The organism is Virgibacillus sp. Bac332, assembly GCF_003667785.1.
In the GTDB taxonomy this organism is placed as follows: Bacteria; Bacillota; Bacilli; order Bacillales; family Amphibacillaceae; genus Virgibacillus; species Virgibacillus salarius.
The window spans coordinates 1,983,705-2,006,766 of sequence record NZ_CP033046.1 but is presented as its reverse complement, the minus strand read 5'-3'; the positions used below and the strand labels follow the sequence as shown (position 1 = coordinate 2,006,766).

Sequence of the window (23,062 nt, the reverse complement as noted above, 5' to 3'; positions counted from 1 at the left end):
TCCCCTTCCATTTAATGTTTAAAATGGCGCATCCCTGTATATACCATTGCAATACCGTACTCATTACACACATCAATGGAGTCCTGATCACGCTTAGAACCACCAGGCTGAATAATTGCAGTTATTCCAGCTTTTGCTGCAGCCTCCACCGTATCCGGCATTGGAAAGAATGCATCTGAAGCCATCACTGCACCTTGCGCATGTTCAGCAGCCTGTTCGATAGCAATGCTGGCTGCACCAATTCGATTCATTTGACCAGCTCCAACTCCCACTGTTCGTTTTTCCTTCGCTAAAACAATCGCATTCGATTTCACATGCTTAACAGCCTTCCAAGCAAATAATAAGTCTGCCAGCTCCTTCTCTGTCGGTTCACGAGTAGTAGCAATCGTTAGTTCATCCGGATTAATACGACCGTTATCCTTCGTTTGGATAAGCATGCCACCGTTTACAGATGTAAATGTATGACCTACTTCCTCCGCTGGCTCCACATGGAGTTTTAGCAATCGGATATTTTTTTTCACGGTTAATAAAGCAAGTGCTTCCTCTGTATATCCTGGAGCAATTACAATTTCTAAGAAAATTTTGCTCAGCTTTTCTGCTGTAAGTTGATCGATGACTTGGTTACATGCCACGATTCCTCCAAAAATGGAGATTGGGTCTGCGTCGTATGCACGTTGAAAGGCAGTATCAATCGTATGAGCTACTCCTATTCCACAGGGGTTCATATGTTTTACAGCTACTGCCGCTGGTTCCGTATATTCTGCAAGTATTTCTAATGCGGCATTCGCATCTTGAATATTATTATAAGATAATTCCTTGCCATGAAGCTGTTCTGCGGTTGCTAAACTTCCCTTAACAGGAATCGATCGTTTATAAAATGCAGCGGATTGATGTGGATTTTCCCCATAACGAAGCGTCTGAGCCTTTTCATACGTAATCGTATAGGTTTCTGGAAAATCCTCACCTGTTTCTTCTGTAAAATAACGCGCAATAAGTGCATCATAATTTGCTGTGTGTCGGAAAACCTTTGCAGCCAATTGTTGCCTTTGGTCAACCGTCAACGTATCCTGTTTAATGGCCTGTAATACTTGATTATAATCACTTGGATCAACAACTACCGCCACATCCTTATAATTTTTAGCAGCGGATCTTAGCATGGTAGGACCACCGATATCGATATTTTCAATGATCTCTTCCTTGGTTACGCCTTGTTTTTCTAATGTTTGTTTAAATGGATACAGATTAACAATGACGTAATCTATTGGAGAAATCTTGTTTTCTTCCAGCTGGTTTTGATGCTCTTCATTATCTCGTTTTGCCAGTAATCCTCCATGGATAAACGGATGCAATGTTTTAACACGTCCATTTAATATTTCAGGGAAGCCAGTAATCTGCTCTACAGCAATTGTTGGCACGCCTGCCTCTTGTAAAGCTCGAAGTGTCCCACCTGTAGAAACGGTTTCTACTCCAGCTTCATGAAGTCCTTTAGCAAATTCAATAATGCCTTCTTTATTCGATACACTAATTAATGCACGTTTTTTCATAATTACCCCTCATTCTGTAAAAGTTGATTAATGACCTGTGGATATAATTGATGTTCCACCTGATGAATACGTTCTTCTAACTCCTCTAATGTAGCTGTAGCATCGATATATACTTCCTGCTGTTGAATCATTGGTCCTGTATCAATGCCTTCATCAACAAAATGAATCGTTACCCCTGTTTTTGTTACGCCAGCTTCAAATGCTTGCTTGATAGCATCCTTACCTGGAAAAGCCGGCAATAACGATGGATGTATATTAACGATTTTGTCACGATAAGCAGTGAGCAGCTCAGAACCAACAATTCGCATATAGCCAGCTAGAAATACCCAACTAACAGAAGCCGCCTTTAGCCTATCCGTAATTTCTTGCTCATATGCCTGCTTCGAAGAATAGGATTTTGGGTCAAAAATGAATGTCGCAACTCCATTCGCCTTTGCCTTCTGTATGACTGGAGCATCATGCTTATCGCAAACGAGAAGTACAATGTCACAGGCTAAGCTTTTTGTCTCCATCAATGCTTGAAAATTACTACCTGTACCTGATGCAAATACAGCTACTTTAATACGGCTCATGAACAAAAATGCACTCCTTCTTCCGGAATAACTTTTCCAATCACTGTTGGTAGTTCTCCTTGTATTTCCAATAAACGGAGCACATCACGGACATTCTCTGCTGCAACAACAATAGCCATACCTATTCCCATATTAAATATCCCGTACATGTCTTCTTCGTTGATCTTCCCTTGCGCTTGTAAAAATGGGAAGATTTCTGGCGGCTCCCAAGTGTTACGGTCTATCTCTGCACCTAAACCAGTCGGTAGCATACGTGGGAGGTTTTCATAGAAACCACCGCCCGTTATATGAGAAATACCCTTTATCCTTCCAGAATCTAGCACGTTTTTCATTGATGTAGCATAAATCCTCGTTGGTGTCAGTAATGATTCTCCTAGGGAGCAACTCAACCCGTAGGTGTTATGAAAATCAAGATCGGCTACAAGCTTACGGACTAATGAGTAGCCATTCGAATGAATGCCGCTAGAGGGAAGACCTATGATGACATCATCTGCTTGAATTGCTTCTCCAGTTACGAGCTTGGACTTTTCAGCAATACCAACAGCAAATCCCGCCAAGTCATACTCACCATCTTGATACATCCCAGGCATTTCAGCAGTCTCACCGCCAATTAAGGAAGCATTCGCCTGAACACAGCCTTCGGCAATCCCCGATACTATTTGTTCCATCTGAACTGGTTCGTTTTTGCCACAAGCAATATAGTCAAGAAAAAATAACGGCTTTGCACCCTGAGCAATAATATCATTTACACACATAGCGACAAGATCTATTCCTACAGAATCATGCTTATTTAATTCAAATGCTAGCTTTAGCTTTGTTCCAACACCATCTGTACCTGATACTAAAACTGGCTCCTCGTAAGCAAAAGAAGTAAGGTCAAACAAACCCCCAAACGAACCAATACCACCAAGTACCTCGGGGCGAGTCGTACGTTGAATATGTTTTTTCATTCTTTCTACGGCTTCATAGCCCTTTTCTACATCTACCCCTGCATCTTTATATACTTCTGACATGAACGCCACTTCCTCTATAGTTTAAGTTAACAACTGGTATAGGCAATTTCTTTTTCCCCTTCTTCTTTAACTGGGTATTTTCCTGTCATACATGCGGTACAAATTCCTTGATGGATCGTTTTATCCTTAAGAACTGCCTTTTCTAATCCCGCTTCTGATAAATAAGCAACACTATCTGCGCCGATTATATTGCTAATTTCAGGAACAGAATGATTGGCTGCAATTAGCTCAGCTCTCGTCGACATATCAATACCGTAATAGCAAGGGTTTTGAATCGACGGGGAAGCGATTCGTACATGAACTTCTTTAGCACCAGCTTGTTTCAACATTTGCACAATTCGTTTACTAGTGGTCCCCCTAACTATCGAATCATCAATCATAATTACCCGCTTTCCTTCAATAATGCTGCGAACCGGAGAAAGCTTCATTTTTACCCCTTGCTCTCTCAGTTCCTGTGATGGTTGAATAAATGTTCTACCAACATAGCGATTCTTAATAATCCCCATTTCATAGGGCAGCCCGCTCTCCTCTGCATAACCAATTGCGGCAGAAATACTAGAGTCCGGCACACCTACGACAATATCTGCTTCTACCGGCGACTCTTTAGCCAGTTCCATTCCCATGTTTTTACGAGAAGCATGGACATTGACATGATTAACATCACTATCTGGTCTGGAAAGATAAACATACTCCATTGCACACATCTTACGTTGCTGACGCATAGCAAATCTTATAGATGATAACCCATCATTGCTAATGGTTATTAATTCGCCAGGTAACACTTCCCGCTCAAATGTAGCCCCTATTTGCCCAAATGCACAGGTTTCAGAAGCAACAACATAGGCATCACCTAATCTTCCGATAGATAACGGGCGAATACCTGTCGGATCTAAAGCTACAAACATTTTGTCTTCCTTTAAAATAATATAGGCATATGCACCAACTACTTGATTAAGTGCTTTCGAGATTGTTTCCTCGGTTATTTTATTGCCGCTTCGTTTAATTAAATGAGCAAGAACCTCGGAATCCGAAGAGGTTTGCAAAATACTTCCCTCTGCCTCCAGCTCTCCTCGTAACTTATAGGCATTCATGATATTCCCATTATGTGCTAACGCCATACTTTCTGTTTGTGAACGAAATAATAGGGGCTGCACATTTTCAAGGACTTTTCCACCTTGCGTGGAATAACGAACATGTCCTACTGCTACGCTTCCAGATAAAGCGGAAAAATCAGCATGTTTAAATACATCGTTTACGAGCCCCATCTCTTTATGAGCCTTAAGGTTCTTGCCATCACTTACTACTACGCCAGCACCTTCCTGACCACGATGCTGCATCGAATGCAAACCATAATAGGTAAGCTCTGCTGCTTTTTCATGACCCCAAATTCCGAATACACCACATTCCTCATTTATGCCTTTGATTTCAGCAAGCATGGAATAGCTCCCTTCCATAAATCTCGTAATTGATGAATTTCCTCTTCTATAACGTTCTTTTCATTCACAGAAATAGATAATGTTTGCTTATCTGTTACCGTACCGATGGCTCGTGCATCCTCAACCAAGTCTAGAAATCTTGCTTTATTTTCTTCCTTGACCGTCACGATAAAGCGTGACTGTGTTTCACTAAATAATGCAACGGTGGCATCCCCTGTCAACTCAATATCAGCACCTAAAAAGGTATTATTAAATAGACTTTCAGCTAAACCGACAGCTAAACCACCTTCTGTCAAATCGTGTGCGGATACAATGACCCCTTCTTGAATTGCTGTTAATAATTGCTCCTGTCTTCTTGCCTCCACCTGTAAGTCAATGGCTGGAGCTTTTCCTTCATATGTTCCTTTAACAAGCTGTTGAAGTTCACTACCTCCGAAGGCAATATCCGTTTCGCCAATCATATAAATCGTGTCCCCAGGTGACTGGAAATGACTTGGCGTAATATCCTCTAAAGATTCGTGTAAGCCGACCATACCGACAACCGGCGTTGGAAAAACAGCCTTTCCTTTGGACTGATTATATAGCGATACATTTCCACTAATTACTGGGGTATTCAAGATACGACAAGCCTCGCTCATACCTTCCACACTCTTCTCCATTTGCCAGAATACTTCCGGGTTTGTTGGGTTGCCAAAATTCAACCCATCTGTAAGACCTAAGGGTTTGGCACCAGAACAAACAATATTTCGAGCAGCTTCTGCTACTGCAATCTTCCCACCCACTTCTGGGTCTAAATAAATATAACGGGAATTACAGTCTGTCGTCATCGCCAATGCTTTTTTTGTTCCTTTGATCCGAATAACAGCAGCATCTGATCCTGGAGTGACAACCGTATTTGTTTGAACCATGGAATCATACTGGTCATATACCCATTCTTTTGATGCAATTGTTGGCTGCTGTAATAGTTTTCTCAGCACTTCTGCATGGTTTTCTATCGATGGTATCGCATTTTCCATTTGTTGAAATGCTTGATAGTAGCTAGCTTCTTTTGCTGGTAAATGGTAGACCGGGGCTTCCTCTGCAAGCGCATCCACTGGAATGTCTGCCATCACTTCTCCGTGCTGCTTAATACGAAATATTTTTTCCTCTATTACCTTTCCAACAGCCACTGCCTGCAATCCGTATTTTTGGAATACTTCGATAATTTCCTGTTCACGTCCCTGTTTAACCACTAGTAGCATACGCTCCTGTGATTCAGATAGCATTAACTCATATGCTGACATATGCTGTTCTCGCTGCGGAACTAAATCCAAGTTCATTTCTAATCCTGTTCCAGCCTTACTTGCCATTTCACTCGCAGAAGAAGTTAAACCAGCTGCGCCCATGTCCTGCATTCCAATAAGTGCATCTGAATGAATGACTTCTAAGCAAGCTTCTATTAATAATTTTTCCATAAATGGATCCCCAACTTGTACCGCAGGACGATCCTTTGCTGCATCTTCTCCTAAATCGTCTGAAGCAAAAGTGGCACCGTGAATACCATCTCGACCTGTTGGAGCGCCGGCGTACAATACTGTATTACCAATCCCTTTTGCTATTCCCTTTTGGATATCATCATGATTAATTAATCCTACACACATTGCATTAACGAGCGGATTGTCCTCATAGCTTGTATCAAATTGAACTTCTCCACCAACCGTTGGAACACCGACACAATTCCCATACCCAGCGATGCCATTAACTACTTCGGAGAATAAATACTTTACGCGTTCCGAAGTCAGATTCCCAAAACGTAATGAATTTAATAAAGCAATTGGACGTGCTCCCATGGAAAAAACATCACGAATAATTCCACCGACACCTGTCGCAGCTCCTTGATATGGTTCAACTGCAGAAGGGTGATTATGGCTTTCGATCTTAAACACGACTGCCTGATTATCACCAATATCGATGATTCCAGCCCCCTCACCTGGTCCTTGTAATACATGCGGTGATTTTGTCGGGAACTTTTTTAGTAATGGCTTCGATGTTTTATAGCTACAGTGCTCTGACCACATTACTGAAAATATGCCCGTTTCTGTAAAATTTGGGCGTCGACCTAAAATGGTTTTAACCAATTGGAACTCTTCATCACTTAATCCCGTTTCTTTATACAGTTTGTCGCTTTCAATCACTTCTGGACTAATTTCATGCGTTTGCAACATAGGATTCCCTCCAATTCAGCACCATTGATTTGAATAAACGTAAGCCGTCATCACTACCCAATAATGCTTCTACAGCTCGTTCCGGATGTGGCATCATTCCTAATACATTACCTTCTTTGTTACTAATCCCAGCAATATCGGCGACGGAACCATTTGGATTATCTTGATAGGTAAATACAATTTGACCATTCGCCTTCATTGCTTGTAATGTAGCGTCATCACAAAAGTAATTTCCTTCTCCATGCGCAATCGGAAAGCGCACTACTTCCCCTGACGTATATTCTGTAGTGAATAGCGTCCGATTGTTAACAACCTGTAGCTCCTCCTGATGGCACATAAAGGAAAGTTTTTTGTTACGAAGTAATGCTCCTGGTAATAACCCAGCTTCTGTTAATATTTGAAATCCATTACAGACTCCTAATACAGGTTTTCCTTTTGCAGCATGCTCTTTGATTTGCTTCATTACATTGGAAGTAGAAGCTACAGCTCCTGAGCGTAAATAATCGCCATACGAAAAACCACCAGGAAGTAGAATAGCATCATAGTTTGTTAGATCACTATTTTCATACCAAACGAGATCTGCCTCTTCTTGAAGTACATCTTTAACGGCATGATACATATCATGATCACAGTTAGAACCCGGAAACATAATTACAGCGAAATTCACGACTGAACAGCCCCCTCCACTTCAAATCGGTAGTCTTCAATAACTGGATTAGCTAGCAACTTTTCGCACATTTCTGTAACACGTGCCTCGATATCTGCTTCATCTTGAACCTGTAATTCAATTACTTTACCAACACGAGCTTCTTCTATTTCTTGATATCCTAGTGCATGTAATGATTCCTGTATAGCCTTTCCTTGAGGATCTAATACCCCTGACTTTAATGTAATATGGACCTTTACGTTTTTCATTGTTTATCCTCCAGTCGTCGTAAAATCTCTTCATAGACCTCAATTAAATCGCCTGTTCCTTGGCGAAAAACATCCTTATCAAGCTTTTCCTGCGTTGTAATATCCCATAGGCGACATGTATCTGGAGAAATCTCATCAGCTAGGACGATACAGCCACTCGCTAATCTTCCAAACTCAACTTTAAAATCCACTAATGTAATATGAATATCACGAAATATCTTTCTTAGTTCCTCATTAATTTTCAATACCTTCTCTTTTATTTCTTGCAGCTCTGTCCGTGTTACATCTGATAAAATAAAGGCATGCTCATCATTGATTAATGGATCATTTAATTCGTCGTTCTTATAAAACAATTCAACAAGAGGTCGAGCAAATGTCGTTTTTTCCTCTATCCCTAGTCGTTTCGTAATGCTGCCTGCAGCAACATTACGAACAACTACTTCTAATGGGATAATTTCTGTTTGATGAACCAACTGTTCTGTCTCCGTTAACCGTTCAATAAAGTGCGTCTCCACACCCTTATCATGAAGTAAAGAAAATATTCGTGAGGAAATTTCATTATTTAGTCTTCCCTTACCAGAAAAACTCGATTTTTTTTCACCATTAAACGCTGTAGCATCATTCTTGTAGGCTAAAACTAACTTGCCAGTTCTATCTTTTGCTTGATAAACCTTCTTCGCCTTACCTTCATATAACAATGCTTCCTTCATATAAATTCCACCTCACGCTAAGCCGATTCGGTCAAAGATAACATCGACATTTTTTAAATGGTACGTATAGTCAAAGCAATCATCAATTTCTGCTTGTGATAATGCGTCCGTAATTTGTTCATCTGCCTCTACTAACTGTTTAAAGTGAGTCGCTGTTTCCCAAGCCTGCATCGCCTTCGGCTGTACTATATCATAAGCAGTTTCGCGCGCCATTCCTTTGTCAATTAGAGCTAGGAGAACCCGTTGAGAGAAAATAACGCCATAGGTTTTATCGATGTTTCGTTTCATATTTTCAGGGAACACCGTTAGATTCTTAACGATGTTTGCAAAACGATTAAGCATATAGTTTAACGCAATTGTTGCATCTGGTAGAATGACACGTTCTGCTGAAGAATGAGAAATATCTCGCTCATGCCATAATGATACATTTTCATAGGCTGTCATCATGTAGCCACGTACGACTCTTGCCATTCCTGTCATATTCTCTGACCCGATTGGATTACGTTTATGCGGCATAGCCGATGATCCCTTTTGCCCTTTCGCGAAGAATTCTTCTACTTCTCGTGTTTCTGTTTTTTGCAATCCACGAATTTCGGTTGCGAATTTCTCTACCGATGTCGCGATAAGCGCAAGTGCAGATAAATAAGCTGCATGACGGTCACGTTGCAATGTTTGAGTAGAGACGGGTGCTGGCGTAATTCCTAACTTCTCACAAACATATCGCTCCACAAATGGATCAATATTTGCATATGTTCCTACTGCTCCTGATAGCTTTCCAAATTCAATATTGTGAGCAGCTGCTTCGAAACGTTCTAAATTACGTTTCATTTCTTCGTACCAAAGCGCAAGCTTCAAACCAAATGTTGTTGGTTCTGCATGTACGCCATGGGTTCTTCCCATCATCACCGTATGCTTATGTTCCATAGCCTTATTTTTCAAGATCTCAATAAACCGATGCAAGTCCTTCCGAATAATTTCATTGGCCTGTTTTACGATATACGAAAGTGCTGTATCAACAACATCCGTTGATGTCAGTCCATAGTGCACCCATTTTCTTTCCTCACCCAGCGTTTCCGATACAGCACGTGTAAAAGCGACAACATCGTGTCTTGTATCCTTTTCAATTTCATAAATTCGATGGATATCAAAGGATGCATTGTCCCGTAGCTTTTTCACATCTTCTTTAGGAATAACACCTAGCTCACTCCATGCCTCACATGCTAGGATTTCAACTTCAAGCCATGCTTTAAATTTATTTTCCTCTGTCCAAATCGATCCCATTTCTTCCCTTGTATAACGCTCAATCATTGTTTGGCCTCCTCAAATGTCTGAATATGTTTGTTTACTTTATCCATTGTAGCCCCAATAAATGTAATATGTCCCATTTTTCGTTTCGTTTTAGCTTCCGCTTTTCCATATAAATGAACAAAACCAGAGGTATTTTTTGTCATCGCTTGTAAAACAGATTCCAAGTCTTCACCTAATACATTGATCATGACCGCTGGCTCTAGTAAATTTACTTCCATTAAAGGAAGGCCACATATGGCACGAATATGCTGTGTAAATTGTGAAACATTACAAGCCTCAATCGTATAATGCCCAGAATTATGAGGACGAGGAGCCATTTCATTTAGATAGATACGATCTCCTTTCACAAACAGTTCCACCGCAAAGGTACCTACTATCTTCATATGTTCAGCAAGCTTCTCTACTGCCCGAAAAGCTTCTTTTTCCAGTAGTTCATTAATGCTCGCTGGAACCATTGTTTTGAATAAAACATGGTCTTTATGTTCATTCTCAGCAACTGGGAAAAATGTAATTTCGCCAGATTGTGCACGTGTAAAGATAACCGATACTTCTTTATCAAAGGTAATCCATTCTTCTACGATGCAATGGGAATGATCCTGGGCAAATTGAACGGCTGTAGCTATGTCTGAACGAGCATCTATTTTAAGTTGGCCTTTTCCGTCATAACCACCGCGACACGTCTTGATTACAGCGGGTAATGGAAAATCTCTTAGTATTTCTTCACATTCGGCTCCACTGTTTACAATAGCAAATTCGGGAACAGGTAAATCAGCTGCCTTTATTAGCTTTTTCTCTTTCTCCCGATTTTGAGTAATTTCGAGAGCAAACGCACCCTGTGGCAGCTTTCCTTCTTTCTCTATGTAAGCTGCAGCTTGTAAATCAACATTTTCAAATTCATATGTGACCACATCGCTAAGAGCTGTCAATTGTTGGATAGCATTCATATCCTCATATGGTGCAATAATTTGATGGTCTGCGACCTGTGCAGCCGGACAGTCTACGGTAGGATCTAATACATTCACACGATAACCTATATACTTTGCTGCAATTGCCATCATACGTCCTAGCTGACCTCCACCAATAATCCCAATTGTTTGTCCGGGTAACACAATGCTGTTATTTTTTCGCAAGGTCTTCCCTCATTTCTCCAACGTTATCCTTCATTTGGTCACGGTACGTTTCTAACTTCGCTGCAACGTATGCATCGAATGTACCTAAGATTTGTGCTGCAAGAATCCCGGCATTTTTTGCTCCTGCCTTCCCAATCGCTACAGTTGCAGTAGGCACTCCGCTTGGCATTTGTACGATCGAAAGAAGTGAATCCAATCCGTTCAACGCTTTACTTTGAACAGGAACACCAATTACAGGAAGTGTCGTCTGAGCTGCCACCATTCCAGGTAAATGGGCTGCTCCTCCTGCGCCGGCAATAATAACTTTTAGTCCACGTTCTCTGGCTGATTTTGCATATGCAAACATTTCATCAGGTGTACGATGTGCAGAAATAATATCTTTGCTATACGGAATTTGTAGTTCATCTAGAATAGCACAAGCATGCTTCATTGTTTCCCAATCCGATATACTGCCCATGATTACGCCAACCATTACTGTGAAATCCCCCTCGTTTATCAAATTATCTCCTAGTTTAAGTTTACCCTTTGCTAATTAATAAGAAAAATTGAGCAAAATTCGCTCAGTCCTTATCACTACATGCTCAGATTTACGCTTCCTCTAGTAGCTATTATGGAATAATAGCTACTGCTTGCTTGACCACCACTCCGGCTGCCCACTTCCCTTTCCGTGGGGTTTGTCCTTCAGCTAACTTTGCAACGTGTTCTTCTTTGCAAAGTTAGTTGAGGCCGTGCCCGCGGAAAGCGAAGCAATTAGTCGGAGCATTGCCAATATACATCAAACATTTCAAAATAACTACTTGGCTTAACGCAGTCATTACACTGATTTTATACTTTCTTAACTTAGAACAAAAGCGCAAGCGCCCAATTAGAAACAAAGCGACTGAAGCGAGTCAACGGTGATAAAGGAACAGGTGAGCTCGCGAGCCGATGACAGCTTATCCGTAGGACGATTCGTAAAGTCGCCTCGTTTCTGGAAGTTGGAGCTGGACGCGACTCAACACACCAAGATTTACCCACAGGCTCAACTTTTATAACTTCCTTGACTACGAAAAAAGTCTATTCATCTTCATCTCAAGCCAATGAGAGAAGAAGAATAGACCTGTAATTTCAACCATTCAAACAGATCATTGCTTACACAACGATTCAACTTCCCTCATAGTCCAGTCATTTACGGTGCTGGGTAGAAACTTCTGAGCCTTATTCTCAGGTATATATGAGGAACCGATATTGATTTGTCGGTTTAAGAATAACAAGGAAAAACGGAAATGTCAACAAAATAACGAACGATTATTAAATAATTTAAATTAATGTTCGGTTTTTAGTATATTCCCTAAAACAATACGATTCATTTATACTCAAACATGGACATGTGAGCTTAGTTATTGAGGTTTTACTTCTGTCATCAACTATTCTATGCGACTTATTAATAGACGATCCAACCCAAAAGGAAAAATGCTATGTGTGCGCCACGATACATCATACGTTATTCTTAAGATCTACTCTTTCCTCATTGATTCTGTTGGTTTGGATGTTTCCGTAGCTTGCTTCGTAGTACCATTGCTACTCTCTGCTTTTTTCTTCGGATTCATAAGTCTACCTTTACGCACCTGTTTCACCCAGAATCCACCATAGATTTGCTTTGGTTCATATGCAATGATAAAAGCTTTCGGATCTATTTGTTTAATGGTTTCATACAATCTTAATTCATATTTTCTTGGTGTTAAGATTTGCATTGATAATCTGTCTCCATCCATACCATAAGCATACCAGCTTGTTACCCCATAGCCTTTATCTCTTAATTGCTTCGTAAATTGAATATCTGGATCGGAGGATATCACATTGACTGTAATATATCCAAGTGCTAGTTTTTCTTCAATTCTTGACCCGCAGACTACACCAATCCCAAAACCAATGGCATAGGCTAACAGATTTTGAATTTCGTTTAAATTATCTAAAACAAGACCCAAGCCAAATACATAAATAACCACTTCAAACATGCTTACAAATGCAGCAATATACCTTCTGCCTTTTAACGTTAGAATCATTCGTATTGTGGAAAGCGATACATACACAATATTGATAACTAATATAATTCCAACCATTACGAGTGCATTGCTAATCAAATAAAACCCTCCTAAACCTATATCCTAAGCATACCTTATTTTCTTATCATATGACATTCTTTATCATTCATGTTTGTTTCACTCATTTATATTATTCCGCATAGGCTAATGTAAGAACATGGGCGCTGCGTCTGCATAGTAATTTGGGACGTAGCTAGACATTTCATTACACATACTTTTTAACCATGAAGCGAGGTGAAGTTATGGATCCTTTTCAACAAATGACGGATTGGAAAAAGAACATGGATCACTTTTTTGGCGAAAACTTTTGGAATGAATTTGAAGGTATTATAAAACCTACTATTCCACAAATTAACCTTTATCAAACGGATCATGAATTATTTTGTGTTGCTAACATCCCAGGGCTAGTTGACTTAGATAAGCTTGATGTTTATGTTGATTACTCCACATTAGAGCTTCGAGGAACAATTGATATTGATAATTCCTTTGGTATTAAAATAAAAGAGGAAATACTGCAGGGCGTTTTTGAAAGAAGAATCTCTCTTCCTTTTCCAGTTCGTTCAGATAAAATAAAAGCAACGTATAAAAACGGTCTCGTATTCATCCAACTACATCGGCTTATTTCCGAGACAAGTAGGAAAAACAGAGTAAATGTCCATGTGCTGGAAGATAATTAGATCACATAATGAAAGATTACCTCTACTAATTTAGCATGAAAATGCCACACTTTTATCATTAAAGTCACCGATAAAAGTGTGGCATTTCAACATGAATTACTGATTCGGACCAAATACTCGTTTATCAACGGAAGAAGGTATTCCCCTTAATCGCTTATATAATGTTTTCTTCCAATTTTCCGCAAGTAAATCACATTGAGCAAGATCATCCGCAGCTCGTAGATCTTCTTTATATACATGCATAATTTCATTACAAGCTGCAATAGACCATTGTGGATATGGTCGTTCTATTAATTCCATATCACTACCAGCCTGGATAAAGCCCTCTTGCAATACTCGAAAGTACCAGCCTGTTCGCCCACTATGTTGAATTCGCAAGGCAAAATCTTTAACTTGAAAGCGACGCGCCGGCTTCCAGCAAGGTTGACGTGGCTGTGATACTTGCAGAATAACATCTCCTACTTTATATGTATCGCCAATAAATACGGAAAATTCATCCATTTCCAATACCGAAAAATTCTCTCCCATCGCACCTGCTTCGATTGTATTTATTTGTAAATCCTCTTGCCAAAATTGGTAATGTTTAATTGGATAAGCAAAAACAGCTTTTTCAGGTCCTCCATGATTTTTCTTATCAGCGACTTCATCTCCTGCTAATCCCGTCTTTCCTAACCAAATCTTCTGATCGATGGGTTCCTTAAACATACCGCTCTGCCAAGATCGTTCCGCCCAATTACTAGCATCAGCGGTACCAAGCTCCCTTACTTTTCCAGTAAAAAGTTTATGAATATATGGTTCTTCCATTCTATCACCCACTTGTTAAATATGGTATAGTAACTTTATTCTACTTAAAATACGTCCACTTGGGAATAGAAATGATGAAAGAGGGATATAGATGTCAAACAAACAACAGGCGACTTTTGCAGGAGGATGCTTCTGGTGTATGGTAAAGCCATTCGATCAATGGAAAGGTGTTGACCAAGTAATTTCCGGTTATACAGGTGGTCATCTTCCTAATCCTACATACGAAGATGTAAAGGCAGGAGATTCCGGTCATTATGAAGCAGTACAAATAACGTTTGACCCATCTATTATTAGCTATCAAACCATTTTAGATGTATACTGGCAGCAAATTGACCCCACTGATGATGGAGGACAATTTCATGATCGTGGAGATTCCTATCGTACAGCTATCTTTTATCATAATGAAGAACAAAAGAAGGCTGCGGAGGCGTCGAAACAAAAGCTATCTAAAAGTGGGAAATTTAATAAACCGATTGTAACCAAATTACTTCCTGCATCTAGCTTTTACGCAGCGGAAGATTACCACCAAGATTATAACCGGAAAAATGAGACTGCATATAAGGAAGACCGTTTAAAATCAGGAAGAGATGAATTTATAGAGCATGTTTGGAGAAAGTAATTGTTTTATTCCCCAACAAATTCGTCCACGTTGTAAATGATTCATTATGCTTTATTCAAGTCAGGAGAGAGATCGTTGTCTAATTCACATTCGTTAACACCATTAAAAATGTTATTGTTTGCCTTTCATGCGACAAATACAATTATTTTGAGTTACTTACCTTTATATCTAAAATACAAGGGATTAAACGGTACTGAAATTGGTTATGTATTAGCTGTTGGACCACTAGCATCTATCTTTGCTCAGCCATTTTGGGGATATATGAGTGATAAACACAAAACCGTTAAACGAATTATCCAGATTTGCATTATTGGCCTGCTCGTTACCAGTATTCTATTCTTTCAAATGGATACGTTACTAGCCATTCTATTAATGGGTGCAATCTTTTATTTTTTCGTTACACCAATTGGTGCGCTCGGCGATAGCTTAGCCCAGCGCAGAGCAGATGAACTCGGAGTGTCCTTTGGTACGATCCGCTGGTGGGGCTCAGTTGGTTTTGCTACTTCTTCTCTTATTATTGGAGAAATTCTCACTAGAGTTGGAATTCAATACATGATTATTCCTTATTTATTTTTTGGAATGGTTGCATTAATCGTTACGTTTAAACTAACTGATGTAAAGGTTGAATCTGATCCAATCCAACTGAAGGATGTTAGCGAAATAGTCAAAAGTAAGCCTTTTGTTATCTTCCTTCTATTTATTATGTTTTTGAGCATTACACACCGTTCCAATGATAGCTTCATTGGTTTATATATAGAACAGCTAGGCGGTAGTGAAGGATTAGTTGGTGTAGCATGGTTTGTTGGAGTAGTGACAGAAGCCATTGTCTTCGCAACTGCTGGCTTCTGGTTCCGAAAGTATCATCCACTTGTATTTGTTATCATTGCAGGAATCTTATATAGCATTCGTTGGTTTATTTACGGTGCTGCTGACAGCCCGATCCAGATTATCAGCCTACAATTTTTGCATGGATTAACGTTCGGTACCTTTTACTTAGCATCCTTTAATTATATCTCTAGGCTCATACCAAAATTATTACAATCTACAGGTCACCTTGTCTTTTTTGCAACTTTCTTTGGGTTATCAGGAATTATCGGTTCACTACTTGGGGGTGCCATCATCGATTCTTCAGGCGGTGGAACATTATATTTCGGAATGGGCTGTCTAGCATTAATAGGTACTATTCTCATTACACTTTATCATATCATGCCATTTGGAAAAGAAGCCTATGTTCATCAACAAGATCGTTAGCATTACACAATGCTACGTTTACATGAACTGTGCTGAAAATCAAAAAAGAAGCTTTGGAGAAATGATACGCTCCCCTTTAGACAGTATAAAAAATATAATCTGTCTTAAGAGGAGCTTTTCTATGCAAAAAAACACATAGTTTTACGTTCATACAGAAAGTACTAACAGCTTATGAGAATCGGATCGCCCATTTTTCCAACAGGAATCATTCTCCATCTTTCATCACAAAGACTGAGACTGGGACAAAACACAACTTCTTTACTCAAAATACGAATAATCATGTTATCAATAGGAGTAATATCGCCGCACCGTGAAACTATACGCACTTTCCGCGGGCACACCTCAGCTAACTTGGTAAAGAAAAACACGTTACCAAGTGGATCTTCGGACACGTGCTGTTCCCGCCGGAATCTCGCTTATTTCAGGTGCTAAACGAATGATTCCGACCAAAAAACGAACGATAATTAATTACAACTAATTAGCATTCGTTTTTTATCATTTCTTCATTCTTTTGTCTCAGGCTCAACCTACCCGTGAGTAGTGAGTAATGCTTGTAAACACAAGAGTTTCTCTACAAGCTAAGGAGCTGTCCCAAACGAACAGCTCCTTAGCTACATCTGGAATACACCCGCGCTCCTCGTGGAAAAATCCGTCTGTACAAATACGTACAGAAACACCGAATTCACGCTATTACACTTCCCACAGCATTCACTTGTATTCCAATTTTTTATTTGAATAATCCTATCCTTATTATAAATTAGCTTAAGAAAATAAAATACAGAATAAAAATAATAAATAGGAAGTACATAACTGGATGTATTTCTTTGGCACGCCCTTTAAGAAGCATCGTAATCGGATAGAAAATAAAGCCAATAGCTATACCAGTTGCGATACTATACGTTAGCGGCATTGCAATCACAATGAGGAATGCCGGTACTGCAATTTCAAATTGATCCCATTCAATATCCTTTAACGCAGAAGACATGAGCACACCAACGATGATTAATGCTGGTGCTGTAACCTCTGATGTAACGACACTTAGTAAAGGCGAAAAAAACAATGCCAATAGGAAAAATAATGCCGTCACAACAGCTGTGAAACCAGAGCGACCCCCAGCTCCTACTCCTGCTGTTGACTCAACATAAGATGTAGTCGTTGAAGTACCAACTGTGGCTCCTACAACCGTCGCTGCTGAATCTGCAAATAACGCCTTACCAGCACGTGGCAATTTATTATCCTTCATTAATCCAGCTTGATTTGCTACAGCAACTAAAGTTCCAGCAGTATCAAAAAAGTCAACAAATAGAAACGTTAAAATCACAACTAGCATCTGTAGTGTAAAAATATCCCCGAAATGTGCAAAGGCTTGACCAAACGTTGGGGCAAGGCTTGGCACATGACCAACGATACCATCAATTCCCGTCGGAGGTGCAATCAGTCCAACAACCATCCCAGCAATAGCTGTAATAATCATTCCATAGAAGATCCCACCTCTTATACCAATAGCCATTAGGATTACAGATACGACAATCCCAAATACAGCCAGTAAGACGGTTGGAGAAGTTAAATCACCTAATGCTAGTAAGGTTGCCTCATTACCAACTATAATACCTGAGTTTTGAAAACCGATAAAAGCAATGAAAAAACCTATACCAGCTCCAACAGCTAATTTTAAGTTCGCCGGGATGGCATTAATAATTTTTTCGCGGAGTCCTGTTAACGTAAGTACAATAAAAATAAGTCCAGATGCCAGCACTCCCGCAAGTGCAGTTTCCCATGGAACCCCATAACCAAGAACAACTGTATACGCAAAGAATGCATTTAAGCCCATTCCAGGCGCTAATGCTATTGGATATTTAGCTATAATTCCCATAAACAACGATCCTACTGCCGCTGCAATTGCAGTAGCAGCAAACACAGCATCCTGATCCATACGTGTTACGCCATCAGGTAATTCTTCAATCCCAACAAGAGCTAACGTAGAGGGATTTACAAAGAGGATATACGCCATGGCCAAGAAAGTCGTTAATCCTGCCATAAATTCTGTACGATAATTCGTACGTAACTCCTCAAAACGAAAAAACTTCTTCACAATTCTTCCCCCTTCATATACTGACACATTATTCGGGGAAGACCACTCCTGCAATCACCATACACGTTTCATGAAAAGGTGAAGACAACAAAAGAGCGCTCTATCGTCATATGACCAAATGAGCGCTCTTTTACTATGCAAAATGAGATGAATGTTTTTCGTAAAATAACAAAAATAATCATAGAATAAGTTCTTCATTCATAAACATTTTGCGTAGTCAGACCATTTACGGCGGTCTGGTAGAAACTCTGGGCCATATCCCCGAAATTATACGCATTTATCATTAAAACCTAGGATAATCATACGATCAATTTCAATAAATGTCAACAAAATGCGAACGTTAATAAATTCCAGACATCTTTCGTTCGATTATTCAAATTCAAGCATGCAGATGATGTTAAAACACTATCATGTCAATTTTCTCATCTACTATTACTATTAGATTGATAGAACTTATTTTTTATTGCTTGGTTACCATTAAATAAGATCGATTTAATATATCTTCTGCATGCTTCACCCGCTCTGCTGTCGGTGGTTCGACACCTTCAAGCGGATAAGCAAGACCAAGGTTTTCCCATTTGTATACACCTAACTTATGGTAAGGCAATACTTCAATTTTTTCCACATTATTTAAAGTGGCAATAAAATCAGACAACCGCTGCAAATATTCATCATTATCACTACCACCAGGTACCAAAACATGACGAATCCAGACAGGAATATTCTTTTGATCTAAATATCTGGCCATATCAATAATGTGTTCATTTGACATGCCAGTCAATTCTTTATGCTCGACTGGATCAATATGCTTTAAATCTAATAAAATTAAGTCTGTTACCTCTAATAATTTATCTAAAGTCTCTATAAAGCGTGGAGAGCGACTAAAGCAGCCAGCGGAACTATCAATAGTAGTGTGTATTCCTAGCTTTTTTAGCTCCGTAAATAATTCAACTAAAAAGTCAGCTTGAATTAACGGCTCTCCACCACTTACAGTTACTCCGCCATTAGTAGCTTGGAAGAATGGGAGATAATCTTTAATGTCTTTTACTAATTCTTCTACTGACATTTCTTTTCCATCTCCCATTTTCCACGTGTCAGGGTTATGACAAAATTTACAACGTAATAAGCACCCTTGTGTAAATATTACATATCGTAGACCAGGTCCATCAACGGTACCACACGTTTCTATTGAATGAATTCGTCCGTTCATCTTACTCGCCCTCCTTGCTAGATTTTAAAGGGGCTGGGACAAAAAGTTCGCATGAAGGGGGGAACGAACAATTAGAAATGATGCTCGATGCAACGACACTGCTCCAGAAATATACGCCACTTTCCGTGGGCGGCAAATCACACGGAGTGGTTCACCAAACGGAGATGTCTACGTATATTCTGGATGATCGTCTTTTAAGGAACCATTTCAGCTATGTCCCAACCTCTTTACCACAGCCCCATCATCCGTAATCCTACAATAATGGAAGCTCACTTTATTTTACATACTTTCATGGAACGTACGATGAATTACATCCATTTGTTGTTCTCTTGTTAATTTAATGAAGTTAACTGCGTATCCAGATACACGGATAGTTAACTGTGGATATTCTTCTGGATGTTCCATTGCAGCCAGTAATGTTTCTCGATCAAACACGTTAACATTTAAGTGGTGACCATGCTTTACAGCATAACCATCTAACATACCAACTAAGTTTGCTTTTCTAGTTTCTTCATCTTTACCTAATGCTTTTGGCACGATCGAGAATGTATTAGAAATTCCATCCATGGAATATTCATATGGCATTTTAGCGACTGAGCTTAAAGAAGCGAGAGACCCGTTTTTATCGCGACCGTGAAGTGGGTTAGCACCTGGCGCAAATGGTTCACCTGCTTTACGTCCATCTGGTGTATTTCCAGTTTTCTTACCATATACAACATTAGAAGTAATCGTAAGAATAGACTGCGTATGAACAGAATTTCGGTAGGTGTGATGTTTTTTGATTTTGTTCATAAATGTTTTCACTACATCTACCGCAATTTCGTCTACGCGATCATCATTGTTACCATATTTAGGGAAGTCTCCTTCGATTTCGTAATCAACGACAATACCATCTTGATCGCGAATCGCTCTCACTTGTGCATATTTAATCGCACTTAATGAATCAGCAACAACTGAAAGTCCGGCAATACCACATGCCATCGTACGTAATACCTCGCGATCATGTAGTGCCATCTCAATTCGTTCATAGCTATATCTATCGTGCATATAGTGAATGATATTTAACGCATTTACATATAGCCCTGATAACCAATCTAAGATGGTATCATATTTTTCTCTTACTTCCTCATAGTCAAGATAATCTGAAGTGATTGGTGCATAGTTTGGAGCTACTTGTATTTTTAATTTTTCATCCACTCCGCCGTTAATGGCATAAAGCAGTGCTTTTGCAAGATTTGCACGTGCACCAAAAAACTGCATTTGCTTACCGATACGCATAGCAGATACACAGCATGCTATACCATAATCATCACCATAATGTTCGCGCATTAAATCATCATTTTCATACTGAATGGAACTCGTTTTGATAGACATATTAGCACAGTATTTTTTGTAGTTATCAGGTAATTTAGTAGACCATAGTACAGTTAAATTTGGTTCTGGTGCTGGTCCTAAATTATCTAATGTGTGTAAAAATCGATAAGAGTTCTTTGTAACTAGCGGGCGACCGTCTTCCGCGATACCTGCTAATGACTCTGTGACCCAAGTTGGATCTCCACTGAACAATTCATTATATTCAGGTGTTCTTGCAAATTTCACCAGGCGTAGCTTCATAACAAAATGATCTACCAATTCTTGAGCTTCTTCTTCTGTTATAACACCATTTTTAATATCTCTCTCTATATAAATATCTAGGAATGTAGATACACGACCAAGACTCATAGCAGCACCATTCTGTTCTTTAATAGCAGCAAGATAACCAAAATATAACCATTGGAAAGCTTCTTGTGCAGTTATTGCCGGTTTTGCAATATCAAAACCGTATGCTTTACCAAGTTGTTTTAATTCCTGTAAGGCGCGAATTTGCTCTGAAGTTTCTTCACGATCACGGATAACATCATCTGTCATGGTTCCATTACCAATTAAATCAAGTTCTTTTTTCTTCTCCGCAATTAAGTGATCCACACCATATAATGCAACACGACGATAGTCACCGATGATACGTCCACGTCCATATGCATCAGGCAAACCAGTTACAATTCCAGCTTTTCTTGCTGTTCTAATTTCTGGTGTATATGCATCGAATACACCTTGATTATGCGTTTTTCGGTAATCGGTAAATGTTTTTACTACTTCATCATCAATTTTATATCCATACGATTCTGCAGCAGCTACTGCCATACGAATACCACCAAAGGGTTGTAAAGAACGTTTGAAGGGTTCATCTGTTTGGACACCAACTATTTTTTCTTGGTCTCTGTCCAGATACCCTGCGCCATGTGAAATAATGGTAGATACGATCTTCGTATCTAAATCATATACTCCCCCGTTTTCGCGTTCTTTTTTGGTTAATTCCATTACTTTGTCCCATAATGCTTTTGTAGCATCAGTAGGAGCTGCTAAAAATGCTTCATTTCCTTCATACAACGTAAAATTCTTCAAAATAAAATCTCTGACATCAATTTCCTTTTGCCATCTACCTTCACGGAAGCCATCCCAAGGAACTCTTTGTGTAACTTCTTCTGCTACTTTCATTTCCTATACCTCCTCATTGATTCTATTTGTGAAATATTTCACAAATATATCTTAATTTAAGTTTATACCTTTTCGTACATAAAAAAAAGTGAAAAACATCACATTTTTGACCTGTTATAATCAAAGTTCTAAAAATGTTCAAATTCTAGCATAAGCAAATATGCCAATAAAATACATGATAAGTACACCTATAAAATATTGATATAGTAATGATTCAATCTAATTACAAAAGGATTTATATTAATGTGCAGATTGACTGAAATACACTGTTTAAATATTTCTCACTTTAAAACTAATACAGATAGAGAGAAACTTCCATCCGGTTTTTACTGAAATATATACGTACAAAGGCTTGATTCACCACGTCCTGTAGCAACGCCTTTGTGACCTACTTCCGTGTAGGCCCGAATCAATCGGACATTTACTGACAGCTGGACCCACCACTTATCCATACTTGGTTTCTCCTCATTGCTTGAGGTGGGGACTTACTGCCAGTTACATGCGGGATCAATATAACTGATTCTTTTACTGGGAAGCGATTAAAGATGTCACATAATCATGTTTGTATTCCTCTTCCAAAAAGAATCCTTCTGTCTATATGTGATTTTTTCACATTTTTATCACAAATCCGTTATTTTGTAATCCTAAATAGATGTTATGATGAAATCAGAAAATGCGAAGGGGGGATAAAATATGATTCTAAACGAGTGGAAAGAGTTTAGCACAGACGCTGAATCTTACACACAAGAACGCTTTGAACAACAAGTCGGTGATGCATTTGAAGCTATGTGTTTTGAAGAAAATCAAGACACACCAAATTATATTTGGACGAAGCATTATGTTGTGGTAATCAAGCCAAACACGCGTATTTTTAAAGATATTTCTTTTGTCAAAGTACCCCGTAATCCGTCAGTAATGCATTAATTTTTTTTGAGATAACATGCTCAGTATTTCACAT

General features: G+C 39.3%; 21 protein-coding genes and 2 riboswitches. Of the genes, 4 read left to right on the top strand and 17 right to left on the bottom strand.

All coding sequences use genetic code 11. The features are described from left to right. Positions 1-11: 11 nt before the first annotated feature. From purH to D9782_RS09575, 12 genes are all read right to left on the bottom strand, one after another. Complete coding sequence (gene purH, locus D9782_RS09630) at positions 12-1,544, bottom strand: bifunctional phosphoribosylaminoimidazolecarboxamide formyltransferase/IMP cyclohydrolase (protein WP_121604629.1); 1,533 nt, start codon at positions 1,542-1,544, stop codon at positions 12-14. 2 nt (positions 1,545-1,546) lie between these two features. Beyond that, positions 1,547-2,116 (bottom strand): phosphoribosylglycinamide formyltransferase, encoded by a 570-nt coding sequence (gene purN / locus D9782_RS09625; protein ID WP_121604628.1) that lies wholly within the window; start codon positions 2,114-2,116, stop codon positions 1,547-1,549. Then, entirely contained in the window at positions 2,113-3,129 is a 1,017-nt protein-coding gene (gene purM / locus D9782_RS09620) for a phosphoribosylformylglycinamidine cyclo-ligase (RefSeq protein ID WP_121604627.1), read from the bottom strand. Before purM ends, purN begins: the two co-directional genes overlap by 4 nt. A 26-nt stretch (positions 3,130-3,155) precedes the next feature. After that, complete coding sequence (purF, locus tag D9782_RS09615) at positions 3,156-4,565, bottom strand: amidophosphoribosyltransferase (RefSeq protein ID WP_121604626.1); 1,410 nt, start codon at positions 4,563-4,565, stop codon at positions 3,156-3,158. Further along, complete coding sequence (gene purL / locus D9782_RS09610; protein WP_121604625.1) at positions 4,541-6,769, bottom strand: phosphoribosylformylglycinamidine synthase subunit PurL; 2,229 nt, start codon at positions 6,767-6,769, stop codon at positions 4,541-4,543. The genes purF and purL overlap by 25 nt, the downstream gene beginning before the upstream one ends. Continuing rightward, the gene (gene purQ / locus D9782_RS09605; RefSeq protein WP_026682850.1) at positions 6,753-7,436 is read right to left on the bottom strand and encodes a phosphoribosylformylglycinamidine synthase subunit PurQ; all 684 of its coding nucleotides are present in this window, start codon (positions 7,434-7,436) and stop codon (positions 6,753-6,755) included. Before purQ ends, purL begins: the two co-directional genes overlap by 17 nt. Then, on the bottom strand, positions 7,433-7,684 hold the full coding sequence (gene purS / locus D9782_RS09600) for a phosphoribosylformylglycinamidine synthase subunit PurS (protein ID WP_026682851.1): 252 nt from the start codon (positions 7,682-7,684) through the stop codon (positions 7,433-7,435). The genes purQ and purS overlap by 4 nt, the downstream gene beginning before the upstream one ends. After that, positions 7,681-8,394, bottom strand: a complete 714-nt coding sequence (gene purC / locus D9782_RS09595) for a phosphoribosylaminoimidazolesuccinocarboxamide synthase (protein ID WP_026682852.1) — start codon at positions 8,392-8,394, stop codon at positions 7,681-7,683. Before purC ends, purS begins: the two co-directional genes overlap by 4 nt. Before the next feature lie 12 nt (positions 8,395-8,406). Beyond that, the gene (gene purB, locus D9782_RS09590) at positions 8,407-9,702 is read right to left on the bottom strand and encodes an adenylosuccinate lyase (RefSeq protein WP_121604624.1); all 1,296 of its coding nucleotides are present in this window, start codon (positions 9,700-9,702) and stop codon (positions 8,407-8,409) included. Continuing rightward, positions 9,699-10,832 carry a 5-(carboxyamino)imidazole ribonucleotide synthase gene (purK, locus tag D9782_RS09585; RefSeq protein WP_121604623.1) on the bottom strand — a complete coding sequence of 378 codons (1,134 nt, stop codon included), beginning with the start codon at positions 10,830-10,832 and terminating at the stop codon, positions 9,699-9,701. The genes purB and purK overlap by 4 nt, the downstream gene beginning before the upstream one ends. Beyond that, a complete protein-coding gene (purE, locus tag D9782_RS09580) occupies positions 10,819-11,304 on the bottom strand; it encodes a 5-(carboxyamino)imidazole ribonucleotide mutase (RefSeq protein WP_121604622.1) in 486 nt (161 codons plus the stop codon). The genes purK and purE overlap by 14 nt, the downstream gene beginning before the upstream one ends. Positions 11,305-11,968: 664 nt before the next feature. Further along, a riboswitch (purine riboswitch) is annotated at positions 11,969-12,069 on the bottom strand. Between the two features lie 259 nt (positions 12,070-12,328). Then, positions 12,329-12,955, bottom strand: a complete 627-nt coding sequence (locus D9782_RS09575; protein WP_026682856.1) for a DUF2179 domain-containing protein — start codon at positions 12,953-12,955, stop codon at positions 12,329-12,331. Positions 12,956-13,140: 185 nt separating this feature from the next. Between D9782_RS09575 and D9782_RS09570 the strand changes: the two genes are divergently transcribed. After that, complete coding sequence (locus D9782_RS09570; protein WP_240455835.1) at positions 13,141-13,593, top strand: Hsp20/alpha crystallin family protein; 453 nt, start codon at positions 13,141-13,143, stop codon at positions 13,591-13,593. A 96-nt stretch (positions 13,594-13,689) separates the two neighbouring features. Here D9782_RS09570 and D9782_RS09565 read toward each other — a convergent pair whose 3' ends face one another. Continuing rightward, positions 13,690-14,397 carry an MOSC domain-containing protein gene (locus tag D9782_RS09565; RefSeq protein ID WP_121604621.1) on the bottom strand — a complete coding sequence of 236 codons (708 nt, stop codon included), beginning with the start codon at positions 14,395-14,397 and terminating at the stop codon, positions 13,690-13,692. 91 nt (positions 14,398-14,488) lie between these two features. Here D9782_RS09565 and msrA point away from each other — a divergent pair, with 91 nt between their 5' ends. Together msrA and D9782_RS09555 are read left to right on the top strand one after the other, a co-directional pair. Next, complete coding sequence (msrA, locus tag D9782_RS09560) at positions 14,489-15,016, top strand: peptide-methionine (S)-S-oxide reductase MsrA (protein WP_121604620.1); 528 nt, start codon at positions 14,489-14,491, stop codon at positions 15,014-15,016. Between the two features lie 75 nt (positions 15,017-15,091). After that, entirely contained in the window at positions 15,092-16,267 is a 1,176-nt protein-coding gene (locus tag D9782_RS09555; RefSeq protein ID WP_121604619.1) for an MFS transporter, read from the top strand. Positions 16,268-17,024: 757 nt separating this feature from the next. Here D9782_RS09555 and D9782_RS09550 read toward each other — a convergent pair. The 4 genes from D9782_RS09550 to D9782_RS23795 all read right to left on the bottom strand — a co-directional run bounded on the left by D9782_RS09550 (position 17,025) and on the right by D9782_RS23795 (position 22,556). Next, a complete protein-coding gene (locus D9782_RS09550) occupies positions 17,025-18,359 on the bottom strand; it encodes an NCS2 family permease (RefSeq protein WP_026682861.1) in 1,335 nt (444 codons plus the stop codon). Between the two features lie 194 nt (positions 18,360-18,553). Continuing rightward, positions 18,554-18,654: riboswitch (purine riboswitch) on the bottom strand. A gap of 165 nt (positions 18,655-18,819) precedes the next feature. Beyond that, the gene (gene pflA, locus D9782_RS09545) at positions 18,820-19,569 is read right to left on the bottom strand and encodes a pyruvate formate-lyase-activating protein (protein ID WP_121604618.1); all 750 of its coding nucleotides are present in this window, start codon (positions 19,567-19,569) and stop codon (positions 18,820-18,822) included. A gap of 279 nt (positions 19,570-19,848) precedes the next feature. Then, a complete protein-coding gene (gene pflB, locus D9782_RS09540) occupies positions 19,849-22,104 on the bottom strand; it encodes a formate C-acetyltransferase (protein ID WP_121604617.1) in 2,256 nt (751 codons plus the stop codon). Between the two features lie 326 nt (positions 22,105-22,430). Continuing rightward, entirely contained in the window at positions 22,431-22,556 is a 126-nt protein-coding gene (locus tag D9782_RS23795; protein WP_255637608.1) for a hypothetical protein, read from the bottom strand. A gap of 241 nt (positions 22,557-22,797) precedes the next feature. Between D9782_RS23795 and D9782_RS09535 the strand changes: the two genes are divergently transcribed. Then, entirely contained in the window at positions 22,798-23,028 is a 231-nt protein-coding gene (locus tag D9782_RS09535; RefSeq protein WP_121604616.1) for a hypothetical protein, read from the top strand. The last annotated feature ends 34 nt before the right edge of the window (positions 23,029-23,062 follow it).